Genomic DNA, 26,057 nt, shown 5'->3' on the forward strand with positions numbered 1-26,057 from the left:
TCCGATAAAAACACCTTTATTCATATGGAATCAGGCTCGTCAACCCGACCCGGCAAGCCTGCTCCAAAGCGTTTCGATCGAATCGCATTTTATAGTGTGTACGCTACTTAATTGGCGTGCTATACAGACTCCAGCGCGCGTTCAGCACGCGCCCGTGTCGACCGGCATTCTTCCCAACCGCCACATCAGAACAGGGGTAATCCCATGTCTACCGTACATTCCAGCGCCGCCGTCCCCGCGCGTGACGCGCAGCACGGCGACCTGTACCGCAAGGTCGCGATCCGGCTGATCACGATCTTCTGTCTGTGCTACTTCGCGGCCTATCTCGACCGCATCAACATCGGCCTCGCGAAACTGCAGATGCTCGATGCGCTGAAGTTCAGCGACGCCGTGTACGGCCTTGGCGCCGGCCTGTTCTTCGCCGGCTACATTCTGTTCGAAGTCCCGAGCAACCTGATCCTGCAGCGCGTCGGCGCGAAGTTCTGGATCGCCCGCATCATGATCACGTGGGGGCTGCTGTCCGGCGCGACGATGTTCGTGCACACGCCGATGCAGTTCTACGTCGTGCGGTTCCTGCTCGGCGTCGCCGAGGCGGGCTTCCTGCCCGGCGTGCTGCTGTATCTCACGCAATGGTTTCCGGACGCGCGCCGTGCGCGGATCGTCGCGTTCTTCATGGTCGGCCTGCCGCTGTCGAGCATGATCGGCAGCCCGATCTCCGGCTGGATCATGCGCTTTTTCGACGGTGTGCACGGGCTCGGCGGCTGGCAGTGGCTGTTCCTGCTCGAAGCGCTGCCGTCGATCCTGCTCGGCTTCGCGGTGCTGCGCTGGCTGCCGAACAGCATCGAGTCGGCGTCGTGGCTGGACGCGGACGAGAAGAAGGTGCTGCGCGCGAATCTCGACAGCGAACCGTCCGGCAACAAGAACCACGCGCTCGGCAAGGCGTTCACCGACCCGAAGGTCTGGGCGCTCGGCCTCATCGACCTGTGCGTGCTGCTCGGCTTGTATGCGGTCAGCTTCTGGCTGCCGAGCATCCTGCGCGACACGGGCGTGAAGGACGCGTACCAGATCGGCTGGCTGATGGTGATCCCGAACGCCGCCGCCGTGATCGGCACGTTGTACTGCGGCGCGAGCTCCGACCGTGCGCGCGAGCGGCGCTGGCACATCGTCGTGCCGTTTCTCGTCTCGGGCGCGGCGCTGGCCGCCGCGGCAACCGGCTCGCACGGCACGCTCGCGACGGTGCTGCTGTTCTCGCTGATCAACGCCGGCGCGGCTGCCGCGATGCCGGTCGTCTGGGCGCTGCCGTCGACCTTCCTGAAAGGGTCCGCCGCGGCGGGCGGGATCGCGTTCGCGTGCTCGATCGCCAACCTCGGCGGGTTCGGCAGCACGTATTTCATCGGCTGGCTGCGCGACACGTTCCATTCGCAAAGCGCGGGGCTGTATGGCTTCGCCGCGTGCATGCTGGTCGGGTGCGCGCTGGCGCTCGCGTATCCGGCCAGGCTGGTCAACCGCTGATCGACGATGACGTTGGCTAAAAGCCTCGTGGCGGAAGGCAGCAAACTACAACCATCGGTCGCGCAGACCCGCCAGGTACGACTCCCGCAGTCGCAGATGGCTCGCTACCCACGATCCTACCCATTTATGTCAGGGGTAATCAAATATCCGCCACACGATCTTGATCGCCGACGGACGCCGACTAGATGCCCGACGACATGCCGCTTCCAACTTTGCCCCCGGCCACCGTTACGTTTGGGGTCTCGCAGCAAGCCGCCACAGGGCTGCCTTGGGGTATCCGACTAGAGCACGCTTGCGTTACCCACTTAGCAGATGAAAGCCACGAACGCGCGGCGTTGCATTACCACGTGCCAGTTTAGACCCTGGGGCGGCTCAATCAAATCGCCACTTCAGGCGGTGCCTGGCGAAACAGCCGCGTAATCCAGCACAGATACACGAGCCCAAGCATGAACCACCCGACGCCGAGTACGAGCGCGGCCTTCTCGAGGCTGACTAGCAGCCAGATATCGGATACCGCGCCGATTGCAGGAAAAACGACTCCGCCGAACACGCCGATCCGGCGCTCGCCATGACGGCCCGTGAGGTACAGACGGATCACGCATAGATTGACGGCGGTAAAGGCGAGAAACGCGCCGAAGTTGATGAACGACGTGGAGGTGGCGACATCCAGCTTCAGCGCGATCAATCCGACACTGCCGGCCAGTGCGATGTTGATCGCGGGCGTCTTAAAGTGCGGATGAATGAAACCGAAGATACGCTTCGGAAGGATCTCGTCGCGGCCCATCGCATAGAGCAGCCGGCCGACGCTCGCTTGCGCGGAGATGCCAGACGCGAACTGGGCGAGGATCAGTCCTGCGAGGAACACAGTGACGAATAGATCGCCACCGATCATCTTCGCCACTTCGAAAGCGGCCGAATCCGTATCCTTGAATTCGACGCCCGGATGCGCGAGCTGCATCGTATATGCCGCGATCACGAAAATCGCGCCGCCGATCAGCGCAATCAGCAGGATCGCACGCGGCATGTTCTTTTTCGGATCGATCGTTTCCTCGGTCAGCGTCGAGACGGCGTCAAAACCGAGATACGAATACGCGGCGATCGCGGCGCCTGCCATCGTCGCGCCGAACGGCACGTGCGGCTTGAAGAACGGCTCCGCCATCGCGATGCCGCCCGGGCCCGCCGCGGCCGACGCATAGTGCCAGCACAGCACGACGAACATCGCGACGATTGCCAGTTGCACGACCATCAGCACGATATTGAAGCGCGCGGCCAGTTCGATGCCGACGATGTTCAACCCGCTCGTCAGCACTATGAACGCGACGATCCAGATCCAGGTCGGCACGTGCGAAAATGCCGCGTTCAGGTACGCCGCGCCGATCAGCCAGATCACCATCGGCAGGAAGAAATAGTCGAGCAACGTCGCCCAGCCAATCATGAAGCCGAGGTACGGGTTGAACGTCTTGCGCGTGTACGTGTAGGCGGAGCCCGCGGCCGGATAGAGCCGCGCGAGCTTGCCGTAGCTGAGCGCGGTGAACGCGATGGCTACCAGCGCGAGCAAATAGGCAAGCGCGGCCGTATCGTCGCTTGCCTTGGCGAGCACGCCGTAAGTACCATAGACGATCAGCGGCGCCATATAGGCGAGGCCGAACAACAGCACGGACGGCAGGCCGAGGGTGCGCTTCAGGCGTGCGGGTTCATGGGTTGACGACGCTTGCATGTTTTTTTCTCCTGAGCCTTGGGGGCGATACGAATTCCTGTGTGCCGTGTGGCCGGCATTTCAATGGAACCAACCAGCATGTGCAGGCCATCGCGCCTTCTCCATGCGTTGGATGGACTGCCTATTCGAACTACTCAGCGCGGTGACGGCGCGCGTCGATCGTAAGTACGCGACGCCCGCCAGGCTGTTCGACAGGCGTGAGATCGAGCGCCACGCGTGCGTCGTGGAGATAGCTGTAATGCTCGCGACTCGCTTCGAGGCGCGTCAGATCAAGGCTCGCCTGCGCGACCGCCTCGTCCTGGCCCAGTTCGATCACCGTGTCACCAAACGGATCGACGAGCGCGGAAAGGCCGGCGAATGTCAGGTTGCCGTCACCGGAGCCGCAGCGGTTCACCATCGCCGCGAACATTTGATTCTCCATCGCACGTGCCGCGATCGCCCGGCGATGTACGGGCCCGAACGGATCCATGTTACCGTTGGTGACGATCAGCAGATCGGCGTCGAGCGCACCGACCGCGCGCGCCGTCTCAGGAAATTCGATGTCGTAGCAGATCAGCAGGCCGACGGTCAGACCGTTCCAGACGCAGGTCGCGAAGCGGTCGCCAGGCGTGAACACACCGACATCCGACGCCCACAGATGCGTCTTGCGATAGCGCAGGACGATGTCGCCCTGCTCGTCGACGAGTACGGTCGTGTTGTAGAACCGTCCTGCGTCGCGCTCCGCGAGGCCAACCGCGACAGCGACACCCTTTCGGCGTGCCGCATCGCGTACCGCCAGCAGCGTGGGACCGTCGAGCGTCTCGGCGACGTCCGAGATGTTGTCCCGCGTCGGGAAACCCGACAGCGTCGTTTCGGGGAACACGATCAGTTTCGTGCCGCCAGTCGCGTCGACGCGCTCAATCGTGTCGATCACCTTGTGCGTGTTGTGCGCGACGTCGCCGTCGACGAGCGTCAGTTGCGCGAGTTCTACCTGCATGAAGCTACCTCCTTCCAATCGCCTTTCATTTTGATGTCATTTGTGCTACGTGCGACATATAACACTCGACGAGCAAAGCGGTGCATGGCGCGCTGCCTGTCGAAGTGAGGCCGATTATCGGGTTATTATTTTTGACGTGAAATTCCCCGCCAGGGTTACCCTCACCGGAGCACACGATGGACTTCGAATGGCGAGATCTCGCTTTTCATCGGGAGATTGGCTCGGCCATCGACGCCCTCGATGGCCCGCATTTCTGGGCGCGCCTCACGCGCGTGCTCGAACAGCACGTCGCTTTCGACAACTGGGTTGCGCTACGCTTCGCGCGCGACGACGCCCCACTCATGCTCGCCGAACAGGCGATGCCCGACGGTAAGATCGACTTCATGTTCCAGGACTACCTGGCCGCGCTCTATCAGTTCGATCCGTTCTATCTCGCCGCATTCGAAACACAGGCGTCTGGTTTCTATACACTTGCCGACGTCGCACCGGATAACTTCCGGATGACCGAGTACTACCAGCGGTACTTCCAGAAGAACATCGTCGGCGACGAAGTGCATTTCAACGTCGTGATCGATTGCGACCACACGCTGGGCTTCTCGCTCGGCAAGACAAGCAAGTACGACGAGCGCGAAATGGCATTGCTCACGCTGTATACACCCTGGGTGTTATCGCTGATGCAGCAGCGCCTGCACTTCGAGACGTTCGTCGCGAAGGAAGCGCCACGCGCCGCGGCAAACGAAGCGCCCGATCCGCACACGCGCTTCGGCATGCTGACCGGAAAGAACGGGCGCGGAGCATTGACGACGCGTGAAATCGAAGTGGCGATGCTGTCGCTGAGTGGCTTCTCCACGCGGGCGGTCGGGGAGAAGCTATCGATCTCGTTCGAGACCGTACGCGCGCACAAGAAGCATATCTATGCAAAGCTCGGTGTCGGGTCGCAGTCCGAACTCTTTGCGTTGTTCTACGATCCGGCGAGAGCAGGCAAATCTGCGTGATGTGAGTTGGGGCGTCGCTGCTCGGACACCCGCAAGCGCCCCCCGTCGTACTTTGATCGTTACCGCAGAACGACAAGTATCCAGGAAGTGCCGGTTGAAGCCACTTGATGTACGCGTTCTCCCTACGGCTGGCACGGTCGAATGAACGATAGCAAGACACCTTCTTCGTAGGCCCATGTACCTAGCACGTTACCTGCAAACGCCGGACTGTTGTCCATCATGATCGACATGCGTAAGCCTCGCATTTGCTTCAGTCGTCAAAGCGCTTACTTTACTATCAAGCCTGGCAAAGAGGCGTCAATCTCAATGGCTAGATGCTCGCACGTGTAATCGTCGACAACGTTCCATAGGCCATCCCGTCGGGGAAGAAGCCCATCGACCAACTCAGGTAAGTGTTCATTGGAAGCGACGTTCGACGGCCACAACACCGGTGTCGCCGCTTGCGCACGCTCAATCCCGCCTTGTTGTACAGCCGCCAGACGCGCCTGTCCGGCCAGCCAGGCTCTTTCCATTACAACGGCACATGAAGCCATAGCGGCGCTTGTATGCAGCGATGACCACCATCCGCTTAGTCAGTACTTCATCACCGACTCGGGTGTAATTCGTAGTGAAACAGCAAACGCGAGATTTCTACCTGCCCGAAGACCTAGATGAAATCCATGGCGCTTTCGGTCGTCCGTGTCCCGGCCGCTTCGTTCCTGGCCTGAGGTCTTGCCACTACGGAGAGATCATTCGGATACGGTTGCTTCATTGCTTGATGTTCCGAATTCGCAAAGAACGATGCGCACTAAGTCCGTTCTTTTCATGGCAGTGCCATGCCGCCAACGCACACTGGTGCTCGTCATCGCAATGGCAAGCTTCATTTGAGTCGTATCAGCGCGCCAACAGCGATACGTTGTCGGCGACAACAAGGGGATCATCATGACACCGTCGCTCGGTGGCGTTGTGGAAGCACACCGTATCAAAATGCAGCCAAGTCGCCTTTGGTTTGGGAGTCGCGCACTGTTTCTGACGAACGTCAACCCGAGCGTCGCATGCACGAAACTTGAACGCCCCACGGAGCATGCGCAGCCACATCCGACCCGCTCAGCCGGAGGCCACACCGTGACGGTTCCACTACCACCCTTGCTTCGCGCAATGATCAAACCGCTGGTGCGGCTCGCCTGCGCCGCGCTCCTCGTAGGTGCCTCAACCGCGCGCGGGGAAGAAATGGCGGTCTGCTACAACTGCCCGCCCGAATGGGCCGACTGGGCCGCGCAGATCGCGGCGATCAAGCAGAAGACCGGCATCCGCGTGCCGTTCGACAACAAGAACTCGGGCCAGTCGATCGCGCAGCTGATCGCCGAGCAGAAGAGCCCGGTCGCCGACGTCGTCTACCTCGGCGTGTCGTCGGCGTTCCAGGCGAAGGACAAGGGCGTGATCGCGCCGTACAAGCCCGCGCACTGGAACGACATTCCCGCGAACCTGAAGGACCCGCAAGGCTACTGGTTCGCGATCCACTCGGGCACGCTCGGCTTCTTCGTGAACAAGGACGCGCTCGACGGCAAGCCGGTGCCGCGCTCGTGGGCCGACCTGCTGAAGCCGGAATACAAGGGCATGGTCGGCTATCTCGACCCGTCGAGCGCGTTCGTCGGCTATGCGGGCGCGGTGGCCGTGAACCAGGCGCTCGGCGGCAGCCTCGACAACTTCAAGCCGGCGCTCGACTGGTTCAGGAAGCTGAAGGCGAACGCGCCGATCGTACCGAAGCAGACCGCGTACGCGCGCGTGCTGTCGGGCGAGATCCCGATCCTGCTCGACTACGACTTCGATGCGTATCGCGCGAAGTACAAGGACAGCGCGAACGTCGAGTTCGTGATTCCGAAGGAAGGCACGATTGCGGTGCCGTACGTGATGAGTCTCGTGAAGGGCGCACCGCACGACGCGAACGGCAGGAAGGTGCTCGATTTCGTGCTGTCCGACGAAGGCCAGAAGCTGTGGGCCAACGCGTACCTGCGTCCGGTGCGCGCACAGGCGCTCGGCGCCGACATCGCGTCGAAGTTCCTGCCGGCGAGCGAATACGCCCGCGCGAAACCGGTCGACTTCGGCAAGATGGCGGCCGGCCAGCAGGCATTCGGCCAGCAGTACCTGCAGGTGATGCAGTAAAGCGGCAGGACGCAACCGATGCTCGACCTGACTTTCCCGCTGCGCTGGCGCGTCGCGCTCGTCGCGCCGGCGCTGGCGGTGTTCGCCGCGTTCTGGCTGCTGCCGATGGCGGCGCTCGTCCAGGTGTCCGCCGACGGCGCGTTCCTGTCGCACTACGCGGCGCTGCTCGGCAATGCGCGTTACATGAAGAGCCTCGGCGAGACGGTCGCGCTGTCCGCGGGCGTCACGCTCGCGACGCTCGCGCTGTCGACGATCTCGGGCCTCCTGCTCGCGCGCCGCGAATTCGCCGGCAAGCGCGTGCTGCTCGCGCTGCTCACGTTTCCGCTCGCGTTTCCGGGCGTCGTGGTCGGCTTCATGGTGATCATGCTCGCCGGCCGGCAGGGGCTGATCGGCATGCTGTCCGCGAAGCTCACCGGCGACAAGTGGGTGTTCGCGTACTCGGTCGCCGGCCTGTTCGTCGGCTACCTGTACTTCTCGATTCCGCGCGTGATCGTCACCGTGATCGCGGCCGCGTCCAAGCTCGACGCGTCGCTCGAGGAAGCCGCGCGCTCGCTCGGCGCGTCGCCGTGGCGCATCTTCGCCGACATCGTGCTGCCCGCGCTCGCGCCCGGGCTGATCGCGGCCGGCGCGATCTGCTTCGCGACCGCGATGGGCGCGTTCGGCACGGCGTTCACGCTCGCCACCGACCTGAACGTGCTGCCGATGACGATCTATACCGAGTTCACGCTGAACGCGAACATCGCGACGGCGGCCGGCCTGTCGATCGTGCTCGGTATCGTCACCTGGGCCGTGCTCGCGCTTGCGCGCCGCTTCACCGGCCACACCGCCGCCGCCGCGGCCTGAGGATTCCCGCATGCCATCGCTTTCCCGCTCTTCCGCGCCGTCGCCGGCGCCCGCGCAGGCGCACGGCGTCGCCCGGCGCGCGCCGCGCGTCACCGGCGCGCGCGCGATCGCCGCGCTGCAATGGGGCGTCACGCTGCTGCTGTGCGCGTTCCTGATCGTGCCTGTCGTGATGTCCGTGCTCGCGGGCCTGACCGTCAACTATTTCCGCGGCCTGTCGAGCGGCCTCACGCTGCGCTGGCTCGAACAGGTGTGGCAGCAGTATCACGGCTCGGTCGCGCTGTCGCTCGAAGTCGCGTTCGCGACGCTCGCGATCGTGCTCGTCGCCGGCGTGCCGGCCGGCTACGCGCTCGCGCGCAGCAAGAGCCGCATCGCACGCGCGATCGAGGAAGCGCTCGTGCTGCCGGTCGCGCTGCCCGGCCTTGCGTCGGCACTCGCGCTGCTGGTCGTGTACGGCGGCTTCACCGCGTTCCGGATGAGCCTGTGGTTCATCGTCGCCGGCCATGTCGTGTTCACGCTGCCGTTCATGGTGCGCGCGGTGGCCGCCGTCGCGGCCGGCGCCGACCTGCGCACGCTCGAGGAAGGCGCGGCCAGCCTCGGCGCATCGTTCGTCACGCGCTTCGTCACGATCGTGCTGCCGAACCTGCGCCCCGGCATCGTCGCGGGCGCGCTCGCGGTGCTCACGCTGTCGATCGGCGAATTCAACCTCACGTGGATGCTGCATACGCCCGACACCAAGACGCTGCCCGTCGGCCTCGCCGATACCTATGCGTCGCTGCGCCTCGAAGTCGGCAGCGCGTACACGATCCTGTTCCTGCTGATGACGCTGCCGCTGCTCGTCGCGATGCAGTGGCTCGGCGTCGATCCATCCGGCACGCGCGCGCTCAAGAAGCGCCCGCGCTGATTTTCCCGCAGACATGAAACTCGATTCCACTCCCATCACCCTGACCCGCTGCGCGAAGACGTTCCGCGGCACGCGCGTGCTCGAACCGCTCGACCTGTCGATCGGCGCGGGCGAAACGCTCGTGCTGCTCGGGCCGTCGGGATGCGGCAAGACGACGACGCTGCGCCTGATCGCGGGCCTCGACACACCGGACGCCGGCGGCACGATCGCCTTCGGCCATGACGACGTCACCGCGCTGCCGATCGAGCGCCGGCAGGTCGGCATGGTGTTCCAGAACTACGCGCTGTTTCCGAACCTGACGGTGCGCGGCAACGTCGGCTACGGGCTGAAGATCCGCAAGACCGGGCCGCGCGCGCTGCGCGAACGCGTCGACGAGCTGCTCGCGATGATGCGGCTCGACGCGCATGCGGACAAGCCGGTCGACCAGCTGTCGGGCGGCCAGCGCCAGCGCGTCGCGCTGGCCCGCGCGCTGGCAGTGCGGCCGCGCGTGCTGCTGCTCGACGAGCCGCTGACCGCGCTCGACGCGAAGCTGCGCGACGTGCTGCGTCGCGAGATGAATGCGCTGCTGCGCGAGCTCGGCGTGACGACGGTCTACGTGACGCACGACCAGGCCGAAGCGATGGAGCTCGGCGACCGGATCGTCGTGATGGGCGCGGGCCGCATCGAGCAGATCGGCACGCCGCGCGACGTCTACTACCACCCGGCGAACCGCACGGTCGCGCAGTTCATCGGCACGCTGAACCGGCTCGCCGGGCAGTGGCGCGACGGCACGCTGGTGACCACGGGCGGCGCGATCGCCACGCCGCACGCGGCCGACGAATGGTTCTTCCGCCCCGAGGATGCGCAACTCGCCGATCCCGCGCATGCGCCGCTGCGCGGCGCGGTCGGCGCATGCGCGTTCCTCGGCGAGCGCACGCGGCTCACGATCGAGCACGCGGCCCCCGATGCCCTCGTGATCGACGTGCCGGGCCGCATCGCGCTCGCACGCGGTACGGCGGTCGGCCTCGCGATCGCACCGGAAGGCCTGATCGCGCTCGGCGCGTGACGCCATGTCAATGCTAGGCGTATGGCCCGTACGATCATGCGCACGCGTCTCTCGGTGTCGATAAGGTGATTCAAGAGCAGGAGCGCAACTGACGCGCGCGCGGCCGCCATCAGCGGCTGGTTCGTGCCGGTGGCCCCATGGGCAGCGCCCCGGCACCGCAGCGCGGGCAGTGGCCGTCATATCCAATTTCCGGGCGACGGCAACGCATGCCGCACCGGGACATTCATCTGCGAGTTTCGGCATCGCCGGCGAGCTGTTGGTTCAGCACGCGTGCGTCCGCCTTTCGCTCAAGCGACAGGCATGTATCGCTCAACGCATCGACCTGCGCAGGGACGAGCACGATGCCCGCCAGCGCACGATATTTCGCCAGCAGCGCCGCATCCGGCAGCGGATTGCGCGGATCGCCGAGGGCGATCGGAACGTGCCGCGATTCCCGCGTCCCGTCCGCGCGTTGCAGGATCACCGTCGGCTCGTCGAGATCGCCGAGCGCCGGATCGACATCGACCGTGATGCGCGCGAGCAGCGCAGTCACGGTTGGGTCGGTGCGCCGGTCCGCGCGATAAGCGTCGATCCCAGTGTCGCCGAACACGAGCGCCGCCGCAACCGCGTACGGCAGGCTCATCTGCGCGGACGACAACGTCGACAAGTCGCGGCCGCCGCACATCCGCGCAACGAACGCGCTTGCACGCACCGTCACCCGTTCGATCTCGCCCGCCGCGAACGTGCGGCCGTCGGCGAGCAGCAGCGCCGCGTCGACCGCCGCATGCGCGCTGCGGCACGACGCGTGCGGCTTGATCGAGCAGCGCATCAGCTTCCACTGCGTGCCAAGACCGTCGGTCAACGCGTCCGGCTCGTGCGATCGCGCGGCGAACGTGTTGAAGAAGCCGCCCCACACGTCGTCGAACACGCGGGCGGGGCCGCTCACGCCTTCCCGGGCGAGCAACGCCGCCAGCACGCCGCCTTCGGCCGCACGCCCGGCGTGCAGCCGCTTGGTCTGCGATCCGTCGTGGATGAAGCTCCACAGGCCGCCGGCGAAGCTCGCCGCGTGGCCCAACGCGTCGCGCGTACGCGCGGCGTCGAGTCCGAGCACGCGCGCGCTCGCGGCGGCCGCGCCGAACACGCCGCAACTGAGCGTCGAATGCCAGCCCGCGCCGTTATGGGCCGAGTACCCGCCCGCCGCCTCGAGCACGCGCCGACCGACGTCGTATCCGAGCGCGATCGCCATCACGCATTCTCGGCCCGCGATGGGTTCACCGGCGCACGACAGCGCGGCCAGCACGGCGGGCAGCACGACCGCGCCCGAATGATCGCAGCCGCCGGAATCGTCGAGCTCGAGTGCGTGCGCGGCGATGCCGTTGACGAACGCCGCGTCGCGCGCACTCGCACGCCGTCGCGTGCCCCATAGCGATGCACCGCCTCGTCCAACGACGCCGGTGAGCGCACGGGCACTGCGCGTCTCGGCGGCCGACGTGCCGGCCAGCGCGGCGCCGAACGTGTCGAGGACATGACGCTTGGCTTTCGCGACGACGTCGTCCGGCAATGCAGCGGCGGAGGTCCGTGCGACGAATGCCGCGAGCCGTGTCGCGCGCGCTTGCGTGTCCGTCGTCACCGCGCCGCCTCGTCCGCCACGCATCGTGCGAACACGTCGACCGGATGGCCCGGGGCGTTGACCGGTGCGTGCGCATGCCACCAGCGCGCGATGTCGTGCCCCGTCGCGAACCACGCATCGCCGGTACCGCGCACGTACTCGAGCAACGCGCGCAGCAGATCGATCCGCCCGGCCGTGCCGATGATCTCGGGATGCAGGCGCAACACGCAGCACAGCCCGAAACGCCTGAACCCGTCGACGTCGCGCTGCCAATTGTCGAGCACGTCGCGGTACGCGGCGATGCGCGGCTGGCCTGCCGGCACGGGCGGCGACAGGTTGAACTCGAAATACGGTTCGTCCTCCAGTTCGTAGTGCAGCGGCAGTTCGACGAGCCGTGCGCCGTTCACGTCGCCGCTGCTACGCGGATGCACGTAAGGCAAATCGTCGCCGCGCCAGGACGACGACCACGTGAAACCTTCCGCGACGAGAAATTCGGCAAAGCCGTCGGCCCAGTTGCCGGTGAACGAGCGAAAGCCGTTCGCGTCGCGACCGGTCGCGTCCGCGAGCGCCGCACGCCCCGCGCGGCACGCGTCGATCTGGCCGGCAAGCGGCAATGCATCGAAATCCTCGCAGCGATAGCCGTTCACGCCGAGCTCGTGGCCGGCAGCGACAATCTCGCATACCGTGCCCCGATGCGTTTCGGCGACGGCGCCGGGCACGAACCAGCTCGTCGGCACGCCGAACGCGTCGAACGCCGCAAGCAGCCGGTCGACACCGCGCGTCGCGCCGTAACGCCAGACCGACAGCGATTTCTCGCGGCCGACGATACGCGGTTCGCGCGTCTGGATGCCATGAATGTCGTTGAAGTCGACCGTGATCGCGACCGCGTATCGCGCGCCGCCCGGCCATACAGGAAGGTGGGTCACGTGCCGCTCCGTTGGGTGGGCACCGCATCTCGCGCGGCCTGTCTGAGCCGCCACTCGGCTACATCGCGGCAGCGCGCGAACCATACGCCGTCCTGCGCGCACATGTGATCGAGCCAGGCCTCCAGCAGCGCGATGCGTCCCGGTTTGCCGCACACCTTTGGATGAAGGAGCGTCGTCAGGCACAGCCCTTCACGGACTACGCCGTCGAATTCGCGCGTCCAGTTGTCGAGCGTCGCGCCGTAGCCCGCGATCCGGTCGAGTCCGGCCGGGTAGTCAGGGTTGCGGTAATACGCGAGCGACGCGTAGTCGTCGGTCTCCCAGCGGCCGGGAATCTCGACGAGCGGCGGCTCGCCGTCCTCGCCGTGCAGCAGGTACGGTCGGTCGTCGCCGCGCATCGAGCTCGAATAGCACACGCCCGCCTCGCGCAGTACGGCCACCGTCGCCGCGCTCCAGTCGCCGGACGGCGTGCGGAACCCCACCGGCCGCACGCCGAGCGTGCGCGCGAAGATATCGGCCGATTGCGCCATGATCTCGCGCTGCCGATCGGGCGCAAGCGTCCAGAACGCTTCGTGCCGATAGCCGTGATAGCCGATCTCGTGGCCGTGCTCGACGATCGCCGCGCATTGCGCGGGCCACGTTCGCGCGACCCAGGCGGGCACGAAGAACGTCGCGGGCAGCGCGAAGGACGCGAGCATGTCGAGCAGCCGGCCGAGCGCGCGCCACGGCCCGTAGCTGCCGAGCGTGAAATACGCGGGGTTGCGCCAGATCGACCCGTTCAGCATCGCGTCGCCGGTCGGGCCGTCGAGATCGAACGCAAGCGCGACGCATGCGCGCTTCCCGTCCGGCCAGCGGGGAGCCTGGTCCGTCATCGCGCGCTCAGTGGGTGCCGTTGATCATCGCCTTCGCCACCGCGTGTTCCTGCAGCCCCCATTTCGCGAGCAGCTTCCGGTACGAGCCGTCCGCGATCAACTGGTCGAGCGCCGCCGTCAGTGCGCTGCTCAGCGCCGTGTTGCTCTTCGCGACGCCGATGCCCGTGTATTGCGACAGGAACGGCTTGCCGACCGGCGCATACGCGTTCTGCTCGAGGCTGTTCTGGTACGGCAGCGTCTCGCCGCCCTGCACGGCCGCGTCGATGCGGTTCTGGCGCAGCTGCATCCGCGCATCCGACGAGCCGTCGGTGCCCACCACGACGATCGCCGGCTTGCCGGCCTTCACGCAGTTCTCCGCGCTCCACGCGGTCGTATTGTCCGGGAACGACGTGCGCCGGCTCGACCCCACGCGCTTGCCGCACAGCGCGCTCATCTGCGTGAACTCGCCGGCGCGTGCCTTCAGCACGTAAAACTGCGGGCCCGTCTCGATGTAGTCGACGAACGTCACCACATCGCGGCGCGTCGGCAGGTCGGTCATTCCGGACAGGATCATGTCGACGCGTTGCGTCGCGACCGCGCTCATCATCTGGTCGAAGCTCGTCTCGACCCAGTTGAGTTTCGCGCCCATCTTCGCGGCAAGCGCCTCGCCGAGATCGACGTCGAAGCCCGCGAGCTTGTCGGTCGCCGGATCCTTGTATTCGAACGGCGGATAGTTCGGCACGATCGCGACGTTCAGCGTGCGTTTCGCGCTCGCGGCCTGCGCGGCGGCGTACGGTGCATGAAACACGAGCGCACCGAATGCGACGGCGGCCAGCGTGCGGGTCAGGAGGGATGCTTTCATGGGGGTGTCGCCTTGTCGTTGCGGGCTTGTATCGTTGACGGAGGAATCGTTCGGGCGTTTCTGCACGGGGCGCCCGGCCCGCTCAAGCAATCACCGCCGAAATGAAGTCGCGTGTGCGCGCATGTGCCGGTGCGGACAGCACCTGGTCCGGCGGCCCGCTTTCGACGATCCGGCCGCCGTCCATGAACACGACGCGGTCGGCCACCTCGCGCGCGAAGCCGAGCTCGTGCGTGACGACGATCATCGTCATCCCGCTCTTCGCGAGATCGCGCATCACGGCCAGCACTTCGCCGACGAGTTCGGGATCGAGCGCCGACGTCGGTTCGTCGAACAGGATCAACTGCGGATGCATCGCGAGCGCCCGCGCGATCGCGACGCGCTGCTGCTGGCCGCCCGACAGCTCGACCGGAAACGCGTCGCATTTGTGAGCGAGCCCGACGCGGGCGAGCAGCGCGCGCGCCTCCTCGTCCGCTTGCGCACGGCGGCGCTTGAGCACCTGCACGGGGCCCTCGATCACGTTTTCGAGCGCGGTCTTGTGCGGGAACAGGTTGAAGCGCTGGAACACCATGCTCGTCGCCAGCCGCTGGCGCGCGACCTGGCGCTCGGACAGCTCGTGGAGCCGATTGCCCGTGCGCCGGTAGCCGGCCAGTTCGCCGTTGACCCACAGCGCGCCCGCGCTGATCGCCTCGAGTTGATTGATGCAGCGCAGGAACGTGCTCTTGCCCGAGCCCGACGGGCCGATGATGCAGAGCACTTCGCCCTGCTCGACGTCGAGCGTGATGCCGTGCAGCGCCTGGAAATCGCCGTACGACTTGCGTACATCTACCGCGCGAACGACCGCGTTGGTCATGACGTTCTCCCGATGGGGTTGGATCGTGTCGTTCATTTGCGGCCCGCCGCGCGCCCGGCGCCGCGTGCGAAGCGCCGTTCGACGCCGGCCTGTGCAAGCGACAGCACGGTGACGACCGCGAGATACCAGATGCCGGCGACGATCAGCAGCTCGATCACGCGGGCATTCGCGTAGTAGATGTTCTGCGCGTTATGCAGCATCTCCGCGTACTGCACGACGCTCGCGAGCGACGTCAGCTTGACCATGCCGATCAGTTCGTTGCCGATCGGCGGCACGATCACGCGCATCGCCTGCGGCAGGATGATGCGGCGCAGCGCCTGCAGGCGCGCCATGCCGATCGATTTCGCGGCCTCGTACTGGCCTGTATCGACCGACAGCAGCCCGGCCCGCACGACTTCCGACGTATACGCGCCCTGGTTGATGCCGAGTCCGAGCACGGCCGCGAGGAACGGCGTCATCACGTCGACGGTCCGGTATTCGGCGATGCCCGGGATGCCGAGCGTCGGAAACACCAGCGCCAGGTTGAACCACAGCAGCAACTGCAGAATCACCGGGGTGCCGCGGAACAGCCAGATGTAGCCCTGCGCGATCGCCCCGAGCACCGGGTTCGACGACAGCCGCATCACCGCGGTGACGACCCCGAGCACGACACCGACCGTCATCGCGAGGACGGTCATCACGATCGTGTTGGCGAGCCCCGTCAGGATCGAGCGCGCGGTCAGGAACTGGCCGACGACACGCCATTCGATCTGTCCGCGCGCGAACGCGGCGGCGATATAGGCGAGCGCGGCAACGATCGCGACCGATGCGACGTAGCGGCCCCAGTAGCGCCGGCGCACACGCACGAGGGCGGCCGTGTCGTCCGCGGCCGCATCGGCCGCCGACGGTGCGCCGTCGAGGCGGCGGGAATCGGATGCGCTCAGCATGACGGCCCCCGGTAATCGGCCGCCCACGCGGCCTGGCGCTCGATTGCCTCGCTCAGGCGGTCGATCTGTTCGCGCACGCGTGCGGGCGACGTGCCGCCCGCCCCGCCGCGTGCGGCGACGGCCGCGTCGAGCGTCAGATGCGCGCGCACCGCCGGTGCGAGGCGCGTGTCGACGGCCTGCAACTGTTCGGCGCTCGCGTCGGCCAGCTCGACGCCGTCCCGCTCGCACGCTCGCACGAGCGTGCCGGTGATCTCGTGTGCCTCGCTGAACGGCACGCCCGTCAGCGCGAGCCAGTCGGCGACCTCGGTGGCGAGCGTGAAGCCGAGCGGCGCCTGGCGACGCATCTCGTCGACGTTCACGCGCATCGTGCGGATCATCCCCGCCATCGCGGGCAGCACGAGTTCGAGCGTGTCGATCGAATCGAACGCGGCGATCTTGTCTTCCGCGAGATCGCGGTTGTACGCGAGCGGCAGCGACTTCAGCGTCGCGAGCAGCCCCGTCAGGTTGCCGATCAGGCGCCCCGCCTTGCCGCGCGTGAGTTCCGCGATGTCCGGGTTCTTCTTCTGCGGCATGATCGAGCTGCCGGTCGCGTAGCCGTCGTCGAGTTCCACCCAGCGGAATTGTCGCGACGTCCACAGGATCACTTCTTCCGACAGGCGAGACAGGTTCACGGCGAGCATGCTCGTGACGAATGCGAATTCGGCGACGTGATCGCGCGCGGCCACCGCGTCGATCGAGTTCTCGCACGGCGCGTCGTAGCCCAGCTCCCGCGCCGACAGCTCGGGCCGCACGCAGATCGCCGAGCCCGCGAGCGCGGCCGCGCCGAGCGGCGAACGCGCGGTGCGACGGTCCCAGTCGACCAGGCGATCGGCATCGCGATACAGCGACTGCGCGTGGGCGAGCAATTGATGGCCGAACACGATCGGCTGCGCCGGCTGCAGGTGGGTGAAGCCGGCCGTCACCGTGTCGACATGCCGGCTCGCCTGGCCGATCAGCGCATCCTGCAGGTCGAGCACGCCGCGCACGAGCTGGCGCGCCTTGTCGCGCAGGTACAGGCGCAGGTCGTTCGCCGCCTGGTCGTTGCGCGAGCGCCCGGCGCGCAGCTTGCCGCCGAGCGCCGGCAGCCGCTGCGTGAGCACGCGCTCGAGGAAGGTGTGCACGTCCTCGTCGGCAAGCGACGGCGCGATCGCACCGGCCGCGTAGTCGCGCGCGATGCGGTCCATCGCGGCCAGCAACTGCGCGAGGTCGTCGTCGTTCACGATGCCGGCGCGGTTCAATTCGCGCGCATGCGCACGCGAGCCGGCCAGATCGTACGGCACGAGACGGTAGAAACTCGGATCGGAACGCGACAGGTTCTGCAACGCGTCGGACGGTTCGGACTGGAAACGGCCGCCCCACAGGCGTTCGATCGGTTCGGTAAGGCTCATTGCGGTCGACCTCGACTCGGTTGGATGCCCCCAACTGTAGGCATTCAATTTTTTTGTTGTAGCGAGAAATTGGCTCCGCTTAAATGAAGTTTTTCTCAGCACCGTCGCCTTCGACGTGCCCGCCGATGCGCAACCGCCTGCCCCCGCTGAACCCGCTTCGCGCATTCGAGGCCGCCGCCCGGCGCGGCAGCGTGTCGGCCGCCGCCGACGAACTGCACGTGACCGCGAGCGCGGTCAGCCACCAGATCCGCATTCTCGAAAGCACGCTCGGCGTCGCGCTATTCGTCAGATCAAAGGCCCGCGTGAAGCTCACGCCCGAAGGCGAGGCGCTGCTGGAACCGGTTGGCGCCGCGTTCGACCTGATCGCGAACGCCACCGTCAGGCTCGATTCGCCGTCCGCCGTCGGCGATCTCGTCGTGTCAACGCCGCTGTCGCTAACGTCGCGCTGGCTCGCCCGGCACATCGGCAATTTTCTAGAGCGCTATCCGGGCGTCCACCTGAAGGTGATTCCGTCGAACGACGAGCGCGAGATCTATTCACCGGACGTCGACGTCTGCATCCGCTACGGAGAAGGCACCTGGCGCAACCGGCACGTCGAGCTGCTCGAGCATCCGGCGCTGTTCCCGGTCGTGAGCCCGGCGTTGATGAACGGGCCCGATGCGATCCGCAAGGTGCAGGATCTCGCGGGGCGCACGCTGTTCTGCGAGCATGCGGGCTCGTGGATGCGCTGGCTGGCGGAAGCAAACGCCGACAAGCTGCCGGGCATCCGCATCCTCGAAATCGGCAACGCGCACATCGGTGTCGAAGCCGCTGTGCACGGGCAAGGCGTCGCGCTCGGCGACAGCCTGTCCGTGCGCGATGACCTGATCGACGGCACGCTCGTGCGGCCATTCAGCGCAACGGTGCCGTCACGTCATGCGTACTATCTCGTCACGCGTCACGAGATGACCGAGACGCCGCTCGTGACCGCGTTCACGGCATGGCTACGCGCACGCCCCGCGTAATGCGCGCGCTTGTTTGTGACGAGGCTCGAAGTCAGGAAACGAGACTCGCGAAGTCGTCCCACACCATGACGATGTTCTGCGAGCGCCAAATCGGCCCCGCATCGACGTACTCGCCGGCGCACCGGCCGCTCAGCGCCTCGTAAAACGCAATCGCGGCCGCGTTTCCCTTGACCACGCTCAACGCGGCGCCCGGATACCGCGATGCCTCCAGGTGTGTCGCGAGCCGTGCCAGCAACTGTCGGCCAATGCCGCGACGCTTGAATTCGCGATCGACGTACAGCAACTTGATCCCGCCACGGCCACCGAAAGTCGGTTCCGACGGCGCGCCGGCCGCTCCGATGCCGACGATCCTGCCATCGGTTTCAGCGACGAGCACCAGCTGGTCGCGCTCGTTCGACGCCAGCTTCTCCCGCCATTTCCTGCCACGATAATGCTCGTCGAGGACGGCATGCACCCGCACCGGTGCAAGATCGCGATAGGTATGCCGCCACCTTGACGTGAAAATCGGCGATCGCTTGCGCATCGTCGATATCGGCGGGCCTGATGGAAATTCCAGTCATTGGCGACTCTCTTCGGCGGCTGTGCGCGGTTTGCATGAACGGAGTCTCGACGATCCGGGCCGCGATGTCGAATGACGGTGAACCAACGCGGGGTCGTAGGCATGCGCGGAGTCGGTCTGACGGACTTCATCGCCGTGTTCAGGTTGCCATGTCGAATTCGTGCGTGCCGTAAAAAACGATCTCGGCGATCGTCGGCCGGTCGGTCACGTCGATCACTAGCACGCCGTCGCCGATCGAAGCCTTGAGATCGCTTGAAGAAGCCCGTCGTGTACAGCGCGCGAATGAATGCCATCCCCCGTTCTTCCGAGAATGTTTCGCGGATCTTGACCGAGCAGGAACGATGCGATCGTGCGAGCTTCGATGTGCTTGGTCCCATTGATACGGATATCGCGATATTGTTGCTGGTTGCGCACCATGCGCATAGTCGGACGTGATTCCGCCGGAGTGCAGCACGCGCAGTGCGACAAATCTCTTCAGTGCTTTTGAACATACGGATGACCGACGAATTTCGAGCGGCCAAATGCAGGAGTCGGCCGTCTCGCTTCCGTTACACCGCGCTTAGGCGCGCATTTCTTTCGATTTCCAAATGTTTCCAGCGCGAAAGCTGCACGGGGATATACGGCAGCTGTCCTGGTGCGCGCAGTACGTTGCAAGGCGTACCCGATACGGAAGGTCCGGTGCGGCGGTGCGCCACAAATGCATCGACGGCCAATCGCCGCCGTAACGTACGGAAACATCAATGCATGGCTATGTCAATCTAAAGAACTATCGGTTGCGATCTAATGCACATCAATCTGGATTGCCAATACCAGCCTCATCGCAAAACGGGCACCACAGAGATGGAACCTGTTTTCCCGCTTCCAATTGCTTTGAATAGTCAAATGAAGAAAAAATTTCTTACCGCTGGCATTGTCGGCCCGATCGCTACAAACACATACGCACAAAGTTCGGTGGCGCTGTATGGCATTATCGACGCGGACATGACGTACGCCAGCAATGCGGACGGCAAAAGCAGGGTAGCGGCCACGAGCGGCGTGCTAAGCGGCAGCCCCTTCGGCCTGAAAGGCAGCGAAGAGCTCGGCAGCGGCCTGAATGCTATCTTCGCGCTCGAACGCTGCTTCGACGTGGTGAACGGCGAGCCGGGCCAGAACAGCCACCTGTTTGGTCGCCAGGCGTACATCGGCCTGCCGAGCGGCCGGTTCGGCACACTGACGCTGGGCCGTCAATACGATTCCATCGTCGATACGCTTGGCGCACTGGAAATGTCGCGGATTTCCCACTCGTACGACAACGAGAACGTCCAGGATTCGTTCCGCATCGACAACTCGGTCAAGTATCAGAGCGTGGAATACCGTGGCCTGACGTTCAGTGGTCTGTACGGTTCCTCGAATTCCACTGGCCTCTCAAACAATCGCGTGTACAGCGTCGGCGTGACCTATCACTACGGCTGCCTCAACGTCGGTATGGGATACCTGAATCTCGGCCATTCCGGCTCGGCCACCACCACAAGCGGCGCGGTGTCCGATGACACGACGTTCACGGCCAGCCGACGACGGACATGGGGGCGGGGCGCGAACTACTCGCTTGGCACGTCGGCGGTTGGCGTGCTGTTCACGCTGACACGCCTAAACGGTCTGATCGGCATCAGTCCCTCGGCATCGGGTACATCGGATGGCCTGTCACTCAGCAGCGGTAACGCACGCTTCAACAATTATGAAGCGCAGTTGCGCTACAACTTCATATCCTCGTTCAGCGTGACCGGGGCCTATACGAATACCGACGGTTACATCGACGGCGTGCGGCCGAAGTGGAATCAAGTCGGCCTGACGGCACGACTACGTTCTGTCGAAGCGCACGGACGTTTGTCTGAGAGGCGCGTATCAGTACGTACATGGTGCGGGCGACAGCGGCATTACCGCATCGATCGATGGATTAAGCGCGTCGACCTCGAATCGTCAGGTCATCGTCACGGTCGGCCCGCGGCACAACTACTGATCGGCTAACGCATATGTCACGGTCTGGCGCCGATGCTGATCGCCCCTGGTCCCTGCTCCGTGCCGAACGGACAACGGAACGATCACGCCTTCGCGATATGTGAGGGCAGCTTCCCACTCTCTCAGATATGCGAGACGAGGTCGATTATGACTCTATATCTTTCCCCGAGCATCCTTGCCGCGGTGCTCAAAAGCAGTCCGTCGCTGGCTGCATTCGTGTTGCTGCAGAAAACATGCGGCGTCACACGGATTGCAACGTCCGCGCAGTCCTCGTCAACACCGACTGCATGCACGGCATCGTCCGGAGAAGCACCTCATGACTGAATTCGCGGCGCTCAAGATGTGCGCGGTCAGTGCAATGGAAATGTCGGAGGACGGCGAATTCCTGCTCATACACGGCGCACATTCAACCCTCTCGCTGCATCGTTCGACGTTCAATGCGTTGCTGGTCGCGCTGCCAAATGCAATCGAGCACTCGGCGCGGCTCGCCAACGGGAACGATAGTGCACGCTTCGTGCTCCCGACGACGGCCTGGGAGATCGGCCGGATCGATGACACGCCGCACGTGTTTGTTCGCTTTCATCTGCAAGGCGGACCTGCCCTCGGCTTCTCCGTTCCCGGCGACCAAGTTCCGGCCATGCTCGACGCACTCTGCAAGGCAGCTGGTATCGCATCCATTCTGGCACCGCCACCGGGCGCGACCTTCCAGTGATGCCGACCAGCACGGACTTTAGGCGCCACGTCACTGCATACGCATTCTCGCCGGATCGTTTCTCTTGAATTCAAGTTTTCTGCCGTGCCGTCTGTGGGCGGGACCGGTCGTATGGCTGCTGCTTCAACTGCCGTGGTGCATCGTGCAGGCACAAACGGAATTGGGGCCCGACTGGACTCTGCGCTCCGCTGTCACGATTACCGATCATCCTCCTTCACCCGAGCAACGACCCGCAACGATTGCGATCGGCGACGTGGCGAGCACCTCCGCCGACACGGACATCGCCCTCAAGGGCCATGCTGAACTGCGCCGCGATCGTTCGATCGTCAAGGGTGACGCAATTCACTACGCGTTCGACACCGATGTCGCCGACGCATACGGCAGCGTCGTGCTCGCGGACAGCGGACGCCTCTTCTTCGGGCCGGAAGCTCATTTCCGCGTCGAAGCGAACCAAGGCTACATCGTGGCGCCGACATACCGCTTCACGTCGAACGGTGGCCGCGGCAGCGCGGCGCGGATCAACGTCGTCGACGTCGAGCACACCTCCGTCGAGCACGGTACCTATACGACCTGTGCGTGCGGAGACCGGCCGGGATGGTACCTGAAGGCGTCACGCTTCAACATCGACAACGGCGACGATACCGGGGTCGCGCGCAACGGCGTGCTCTTCTTTCAGGGAGTGCCGATCTTCGCGAGTCCATGGCTGTCGTTTCCTCTGTCGAGCGCACGACGAACTGGTCTCCTGTCGCCGACCATCTCATACGATTCGACCAATGGCGTCGAGTTTACCCAGCCAGTCTACTTGAATCTCGCGCCAAACTACGATTTGACACTGACGGCGCATACCATGCAGCGACGCGGTACGATGCTTGGCGCCGACTATCGCTACTTGTCGTCCTCTTATAGCGGCGAACTGGCAATAGCATACCTGCCTGATGACCGGTTGGCTCGCGCGAACCGCTACTCGCTACATTTCAAGCACGACTGGAACATCGGCAACGGCTTCGGGTTCTACCTGTATGGTGACCGCGTGTCGGATGCGTCCGCGGCGTCGACGCTTGCATCGTCCGGTACGGTCACTTCGTCGACGCTGTACCGTCAGGAAGCCGGGCTGACTTATTCGCGCACACCGTGGTACGTTCTGTTCCGGGTTCAGCACTTGCAATCCTTCGACAGCACGACGATCTACGCCCGCGAGCCACAATTGAACGTACGCTATGCGCGGTACAACGTCGGCGGCTTCGACTTCGGCATGGAGACCGATGCAACACGATTCCGGCCGACCGTCTCCAATGCGACACACGGCAATCGCTTCGTGTTCGATCCGTACGTCGCGTATTCGGTCGAGCGCTCCAGCTGGTTTTTCACTCCGAAACTGAAATGGCATTTCGCGAGCTACAACCTCACGTCGATCGGCAGCGGCGTGCCGAGCGGCCAGCCGAATCAGTTCGACGTAAACGTGCCGACCCTTACCATCGATACCGGGTTGCGCTTCGAGCGCAGCATGAGCCTGTTCGGGCACGCTTATCTGCAAACGCTCGAACCGCGCCTCTTTTACGTCTATACACCGTATCGCAACCAGTACCATGCACCGCTGTTCGACACGACCGTGACGGACTTCGGGATCGGGGAACTCTTTTCCGACAATACGTTCGTCGGGCACGATCGCATAGCCGATGCGAACCGGGTCACCGTGGCGCTCACGTCCCGCCTGATCGAGCCTTCGAACGGCGACGAGCGTGCGCGGTTCGTCCTCGGGCAACAGTACGATTTCAAGACGCCCAAGGTCACGCTGACATCGAGCGATTCGACGGCAACGTTCTCGCGCACGGGGCTTGTGCTCGGCGCATCGTACAAGATCGGCGCCGGCTTCAACGCCGAGCAGGCCGCGCAGTACGACGATATCGACGATTATCTGCGGCGTGCATCGATCGGCTTTAGCTGGGCACCCGGTGAACTGCGAGTGCTGAACATGTCGTATCGGTACAACCGCGCTGTCGATTATTCATATGCGGGCGAAGACGTCGAGCCGGTCAGTCAGGCGGTGCTCGCTGCGCAGTGGCCGCTGACTAGTCACTTCTCAGCGGTCGCCCGGCTCGACTACGATCTGCACTCCCGCCGCCTGCGAACCGGACTGGTCGGTATTCAGTACGACGCGTCATGCTGGAACCTTAGCGTGGCCGGTGAAAAGTACTTGTACGCGACCAGTTCGACCAGTGCCACGTCCGGCACACGGATCACGGTTCAGTTGCAATTGAAAGGGCTCGGTGCGGCCGATAGTGGATTGAAGAAGAAACTTTCAGCCGCAGTTCCGGGTTACTCGTCTCCCTTCGTGCAACAGGATAGCAACGACAGGTTCACCGATCTTCCGTGAGGCATCCACAACTGTTATCCACCCACTCCCCCGTGAAGCCAATCAATACTCCAGCACCTTGATTATTGATTAAAAACGCTAGGCTGGCGTCTATACTCACACCATATTGCACCGGGCTTCGTGATTGACCACCTTCGACTCCCAATATAGGCAGCAATCGCGCCTATGGCGCAATTCCTATGAGCGCAGGTTATAAATTATATATTAATCAACACTCCACGAGCGCGTCAATCGCGTGACTCACGAAGCACTTCCGAGAGAAACATTACTGGCGACAACCGCTCGAAACTTCATAAATGATATAGCTACCCTAGTTGGATGACATGTGAGTATCGCCGATCGGATCGACACCGCAGCCATCATTCAACCTCATGACGAAGAGGCAAGATATAGTTTGGAGCATCCCAAAATAGCACCAAAGAGGACGAATTTATTAACAATGGATATGAAATTTCGGCGCACCATGAAAATACCACCACATCGCCTTAACCTTTTATCTTCAATATCATTAAAACTATGGACTCTATTTCATACCTCCGCTTGATATACAACAAATCAGTACACGCACAAAATGTGGTTATTAATAATAAGTAACAATTTAAAATTTATCGAAATTGAAATTGTCGCACAATAATCCTAAGCTCAAAAGGTGAAGCTATCATATAGGATGCGCATGGATGAATTCACCGGATTGGCAAATCATGGACGGTTTCATACTATACAAGCTTGCTCTGCGGTCGATCATTGGCTCTGAATAATTGACAGGATTGACGCATACTCGTTACTATTGCTCGATTCATATATCGAAAATCCAACGATTCACCCCTCATTTCCATTGATTCCCTTATGATTTATTGAAATTTAACCGTCTCAAATCATGCACTTATTAATGGCGCTAGAGATCCGCATCCTAATATGCGCAGGCCATCCATGTCTGCAATGAAGCAGAAGCATCGAATTCAAGAAGGTTTGGTTCTACGATTGACGATTCCGCGGGAAATCATCCCACTTCGACATCAAAATTGACATATTCAACCACCCACTCCATCTGCTCGCATTAGGAAATTTTCGGATTGACGCCTCACTGAAGATCACAACCAAGGAAGCAGATAACAGTCGAAATATCCTTGAAATCTTCATCGCGCCATCCTCATATGCACGGGTCGCAAGACTCTCCATGAGATGGATGATCACTCCACACACGGCACACACCATTTTTATTAAAGTTTACGAATGCATGCAGTTATATCCGTAATGTTGCCACGGCAACCACTGTTCTCTCAATAATTTATGTCGGATTCCTCTTCGCGATCTCCTATTTCCCAACTGTCGGCGTTCCAAATGAACGACAGCGTCGGTTATCTGATGTCGCGCGTGAAGTCGGTGATGACCAACCTCGTCACGCAACGCACGCAGGAAGAGCTCGGCATCACGGGCACGCAGGCGAGCATGCTGTTCATGATCGCGGTCGGCAAGTGCTCGACGGCCGCCGAGCTCGCGCGCGAATACGGAATCGAAGCGAGTGCCGTCACGCGCATGCTCGACCGGCTCGAGAAACGCGGCCTGTTGTCTCGCGTGCGGAGCATCGAGGACCGGCGCGTCGTCCGCCTCGAACTGACCGACGAAGGCCGCGCACTTGCCGAAGGACTACCGGCGATCTTCCGCAGCGTGCTCGACCAACTGCTGGATGGATTTACGCCGGAAGAAGTCGGGTTCCTGAAGAGCATGCTGCGCCGCATTCTCAGCAACTATTACGAAGCTCCGGCGGCGGTGTCACGGAATAGTTGCCGTAATAGTCACTCTTGACAGATTAATGCCAGAAAATCCTTGCAGTGTTTATTCTCCATTCCGAATC

20 protein-coding genes and 1 pseudogene are annotated in these 26,057 nt (G+C 63.5%); 11 read left to right on the forward strand and 10 right to left on the reverse strand.

The window, feature by feature from the left end; all coding sequences use genetic code 11:
* Positions 1-204 precede the first annotated feature (204 nt).
* Entirely contained in the window at positions 205-1,512 is a 1,308-nt protein-coding gene (locus WT26_RS29985; protein ID WP_069271437.1) for an MFS transporter, read from the forward strand.
* A gap of 376 nt (positions 1,513-1,888) precedes the next feature.
* Here the strand turns inward: WT26_RS29985 and WT26_RS29990 are convergent, their stop codons facing one another.
* The gene (locus WT26_RS29990) at positions 1,889-3,229 is read right to left on the reverse strand and encodes an APC family permease (RefSeq protein ID WP_069271438.1); all 1,341 of its coding nucleotides are present in this window, start codon (positions 3,227-3,229) and stop codon (positions 1,889-1,891) included.
* A 130-nt stretch (positions 3,230-3,359) separates the two neighbouring features.
* Positions 3,360-4,205, reverse strand: a complete 846-nt coding sequence (locus WT26_RS29995) for a carbon-nitrogen hydrolase family protein (protein WP_069271439.1) — start codon at positions 4,203-4,205, stop codon at positions 3,360-3,362.
* Between the two features lie 176 nt (positions 4,206-4,381).
* Here WT26_RS29995 and WT26_RS30000 point away from each other — a divergent pair, with 176 nt between their 5' ends.
* From WT26_RS30000 to WT26_RS30020, 5 genes are all read left to right on the forward strand, one after another.
* The gene (locus WT26_RS30000; protein ID WP_069271440.1) at positions 4,382-5,200 is read left to right on the forward strand and encodes a response regulator transcription factor; all 819 of its coding nucleotides are present in this window, start codon (positions 4,382-4,384) and stop codon (positions 5,198-5,200) included.
* Between the two features lie 1,137 nt (positions 5,201-6,337).
* The gene (locus WT26_RS30005) at positions 6,338-7,342 is read left to right on the forward strand and encodes an ABC transporter substrate-binding protein (protein ID WP_069274659.1); all 1,005 of its coding nucleotides are present in this window, start codon (positions 6,338-6,340) and stop codon (positions 7,340-7,342) included.
* Positions 7,343-7,360: 18 nt separating this feature from the next.
* A complete protein-coding gene (locus tag WT26_RS30010; RefSeq protein WP_059527382.1) occupies positions 7,361-8,185 on the forward strand; it encodes an ABC transporter permease in 825 nt (274 codons plus the stop codon).
* 10 nt (positions 8,186-8,195) lie between these two features.
* Positions 8,196-9,086: an ABC transporter permease gene (locus WT26_RS30015; RefSeq protein WP_059527385.1), complete on the forward strand. Its 891-nt coding sequence runs from the start codon at positions 8,196-8,198 to the stop codon at positions 9,084-9,086.
* 13 nt (positions 9,087-9,099) lie between these two features.
* Positions 9,100-10,131: an ABC transporter ATP-binding protein gene (locus WT26_RS30020; protein ID WP_069274660.1), complete on the forward strand. Its 1,032-nt coding sequence runs from the start codon at positions 9,100-9,102 to the stop codon at positions 10,129-10,131.
* A gap of 223 nt (positions 10,132-10,354) precedes the next feature.
* Here WT26_RS30020 and WT26_RS30025 read toward each other — a convergent pair whose 3' ends face one another.
* The 7 genes from WT26_RS30025 to argH form a co-directional block, all read right to left on the reverse strand.
* Complete coding sequence (locus WT26_RS30025) at positions 10,355-11,740, reverse strand: MmgE/PrpD family protein (protein WP_069271893.1); 1,386 nt, start codon at positions 11,738-11,740, stop codon at positions 10,355-10,357.
* Complete coding sequence (locus tag WT26_RS30030; protein ID WP_069271445.1) at positions 11,737-12,645, reverse strand: polysaccharide deacetylase family protein; 909 nt, start codon at positions 12,643-12,645, stop codon at positions 11,737-11,739. Before WT26_RS30030 ends, WT26_RS30025 begins: the two co-directional genes overlap by 4 nt.
* A complete protein-coding gene (locus tag WT26_RS30035; protein WP_069271446.1) occupies positions 12,642-13,514 on the reverse strand; it encodes a polysaccharide deacetylase family protein in 873 nt (290 codons plus the stop codon). The genes WT26_RS30030 and WT26_RS30035 overlap by 4 nt, the downstream gene beginning before the upstream one ends.
* Positions 13,515-13,521: 7 nt before the next feature.
* Positions 13,522-14,355, reverse strand: a complete 834-nt coding sequence (locus tag WT26_RS30040) for an ABC transporter substrate-binding protein (protein ID WP_080430818.1) — start codon at positions 14,353-14,355, stop codon at positions 13,522-13,524.
* Between the two features lie 82 nt (positions 14,356-14,437).
* Positions 14,438-15,241: an amino acid ABC transporter ATP-binding protein gene (locus WT26_RS30045; RefSeq protein ID WP_069271447.1), complete on the reverse strand. Its 804-nt coding sequence runs from the start codon at positions 15,239-15,241 to the stop codon at positions 14,438-14,440.
* Entirely contained in the window at positions 15,238-16,131 is an 894-nt protein-coding gene (locus WT26_RS30050) for an amino acid ABC transporter permease (protein ID WP_069271448.1), read from the reverse strand. The genes WT26_RS30045 and WT26_RS30050 overlap by 4 nt, the downstream gene beginning before the upstream one ends.
* Complete coding sequence (argH, locus tag WT26_RS30055; protein ID WP_069271449.1) at positions 16,125-17,558, reverse strand: argininosuccinate lyase; 1,434 nt, start codon at positions 17,556-17,558, stop codon at positions 16,125-16,127. The genes WT26_RS30050 and argH overlap by 7 nt, the downstream gene beginning before the upstream one ends.
* Before the next feature lie 125 nt (positions 17,559-17,683).
* Here argH and WT26_RS30060 point away from each other — a divergent pair, with 125 nt between their 5' ends.
* Positions 17,684-18,562 (forward strand): LysR substrate-binding domain-containing protein, encoded by an 879-nt coding sequence (locus WT26_RS30060; RefSeq protein ID WP_069271450.1) that lies wholly within the window; start codon positions 17,684-17,686, stop codon positions 18,560-18,562.
* Positions 18,563-18,593: 31 nt separating this feature from the next.
* Here WT26_RS30060 and WT26_RS30065 read toward each other — a convergent pair whose 3' ends face one another.
* Positions 18,594-19,085: a GNAT family N-acetyltransferase gene (locus tag WT26_RS30065; RefSeq protein ID WP_230461653.1), complete on the reverse strand. Its 492-nt coding sequence runs from the start codon at positions 19,083-19,085 to the stop codon at positions 18,594-18,596.
* A gap of 918 nt (positions 19,086-20,003) precedes the next feature.
* On the opposite strand from WT26_RS30065, the pseudogene WT26_RS30070 reads away from it, so the two are divergent.
* The 4 genes and pseudogenes from WT26_RS30070 (at position 20,004) to WT26_RS30085 (ending at position 26,008) form a co-directional block, all read left to right on the forward strand.
* A pseudogene (locus WT26_RS30070) lies at positions 20,004-21,117 on the forward strand (porin).
* A gap of 315 nt (positions 21,118-21,432) precedes the next feature.
* Positions 21,433-21,828: a hypothetical protein gene (locus WT26_RS30075; protein ID WP_069271451.1), complete on the forward strand. Its 396-nt coding sequence runs from the start codon at positions 21,433-21,435 to the stop codon at positions 21,826-21,828.
* A 64-nt stretch (positions 21,829-21,892) separates the two neighbouring features.
* A complete protein-coding gene (locus tag WT26_RS30080) occupies positions 21,893-24,202 on the forward strand; it encodes an LPS-assembly protein LptD (RefSeq protein ID WP_155123252.1) in 2,310 nt (769 codons plus the stop codon).
* Positions 24,203-25,492: 1,290 nt separating this feature from the next.
* The gene (locus WT26_RS30085) at positions 25,493-26,008 is read left to right on the forward strand and encodes a MarR family winged helix-turn-helix transcriptional regulator (protein ID WP_069274661.1); all 516 of its coding nucleotides are present in this window, start codon (positions 25,493-25,495) and stop codon (positions 26,006-26,008) included.
* Positions 26,009-26,057: the final 49 nt, after the last annotated feature.

Source organism: Burkholderia cepacia (assembly GCF_001718835.1).
GTDB lineage: Bacteria > Pseudomonadota > Gammaproteobacteria > Burkholderiales > Burkholderiaceae > Burkholderia > Burkholderia cepacia_F.

What these genes read in the sequence shown, in the direction of transcription:
- WT26_RS29985 (WP_069271437.1), top strand. Translation starts at nt 205, where the DNA reads ATGTCTACCGTACATTCCAGCGCCGCCGTCCCCGCGCGTGACGCGCAG.
- WT26_RS29990 (WP_069271438.1), bottom strand. Translation starts at nt 3,229, where the DNA reads ATGCAAGCGTCGTCAACCCATGAACCCGCACGCCTGAAGCGCACCCTC.
- WT26_RS29995 (WP_069271439.1), bottom strand. Translation starts at nt 4,205, where the DNA reads ATGCAGGTAGAACTCGCGCAACTGACGCTCGTCGACGGCGACGTCGCG.
- WT26_RS30000 (WP_069271440.1), top strand. Translation starts at nt 4,382, where the DNA reads ATGGACTTCGAATGGCGAGATCTCGCTTTTCATCGGGAGATTGGCTCG.
- WT26_RS30005 (WP_069274659.1), top strand. Translation starts at nt 6,338, where the DNA reads ATGATCAAACCGCTGGTGCGGCTCGCCTGCGCCGCGCTCCTCGTAGGT.
- WT26_RS30010 (WP_059527382.1), top strand. Translation starts at nt 7,361, where the DNA reads ATGCTCGACCTGACTTTCCCGCTGCGCTGGCGCGTCGCGCTCGTCGCG.
- WT26_RS30015 (WP_059527385.1), top strand. Translation starts at nt 8,196, where the DNA reads ATGCCATCGCTTTCCCGCTCTTCCGCGCCGTCGCCGGCGCCCGCGCAG.
- WT26_RS30020 (WP_069274660.1), top strand. Translation starts at nt 9,100, where the DNA reads ATGAAACTCGATTCCACTCCCATCACCCTGACCCGCTGCGCGAAGACG.
- WT26_RS30035 (WP_069271446.1), bottom strand. Translation starts at nt 13,514, where the DNA reads ATGACGGACCAGGCTCCCCGCTGGCCGGACGGGAAGCGCGCATGCGTC.
- WT26_RS30040 (WP_080430818.1), bottom strand. Translation starts at nt 14,355, where the DNA reads ATGAAAGCATCCCTCCTGACCCGCACGCTGGCCGCCGTCGCATTCGGT.
- WT26_RS30045 (WP_069271447.1), bottom strand. Translation starts at nt 15,241, where the DNA reads ATGAACGACACGATCCAACCCCATCGGGAGAACGTCATGACCAACGCG.
- WT26_RS30050 (WP_069271448.1), bottom strand. Translation starts at nt 16,131, where the DNA reads ATGCTGAGCGCATCCGATTCCCGCCGCCTCGACGGCGCACCGTCGGCG.
- argH (WP_069271449.1), bottom strand. Translation starts at nt 17,558, where the DNA reads ATGAGCCTTACCGAACCGATCGAACGCCTGTGGGGCGGCCGTTTCCAG.
- WT26_RS30060 (WP_069271450.1), top strand. Translation starts at nt 17,684, where the DNA reads ATGCGCAACCGCCTGCCCCCGCTGAACCCGCTTCGCGCATTCGAGGCC.
- WT26_RS30065 (WP_230461653.1), bottom strand. Translation starts at nt 19,085, where the DNA reads ATGCGCAAGCGATCGCCGATTTTCACGTCAAGGTGGCGGCATACCTAT.
- WT26_RS30075 (WP_069271451.1), top strand. Translation starts at nt 21,433, where the DNA reads ATGACTGAATTCGCGGCGCTCAAGATGTGCGCGGTCAGTGCAATGGAA.
- WT26_RS30085 (WP_069274661.1), top strand. Translation starts at nt 25,493, where the DNA reads ATGTCGGATTCCTCTTCGCGATCTCCTATTTCCCAACTGTCGGCGTTC.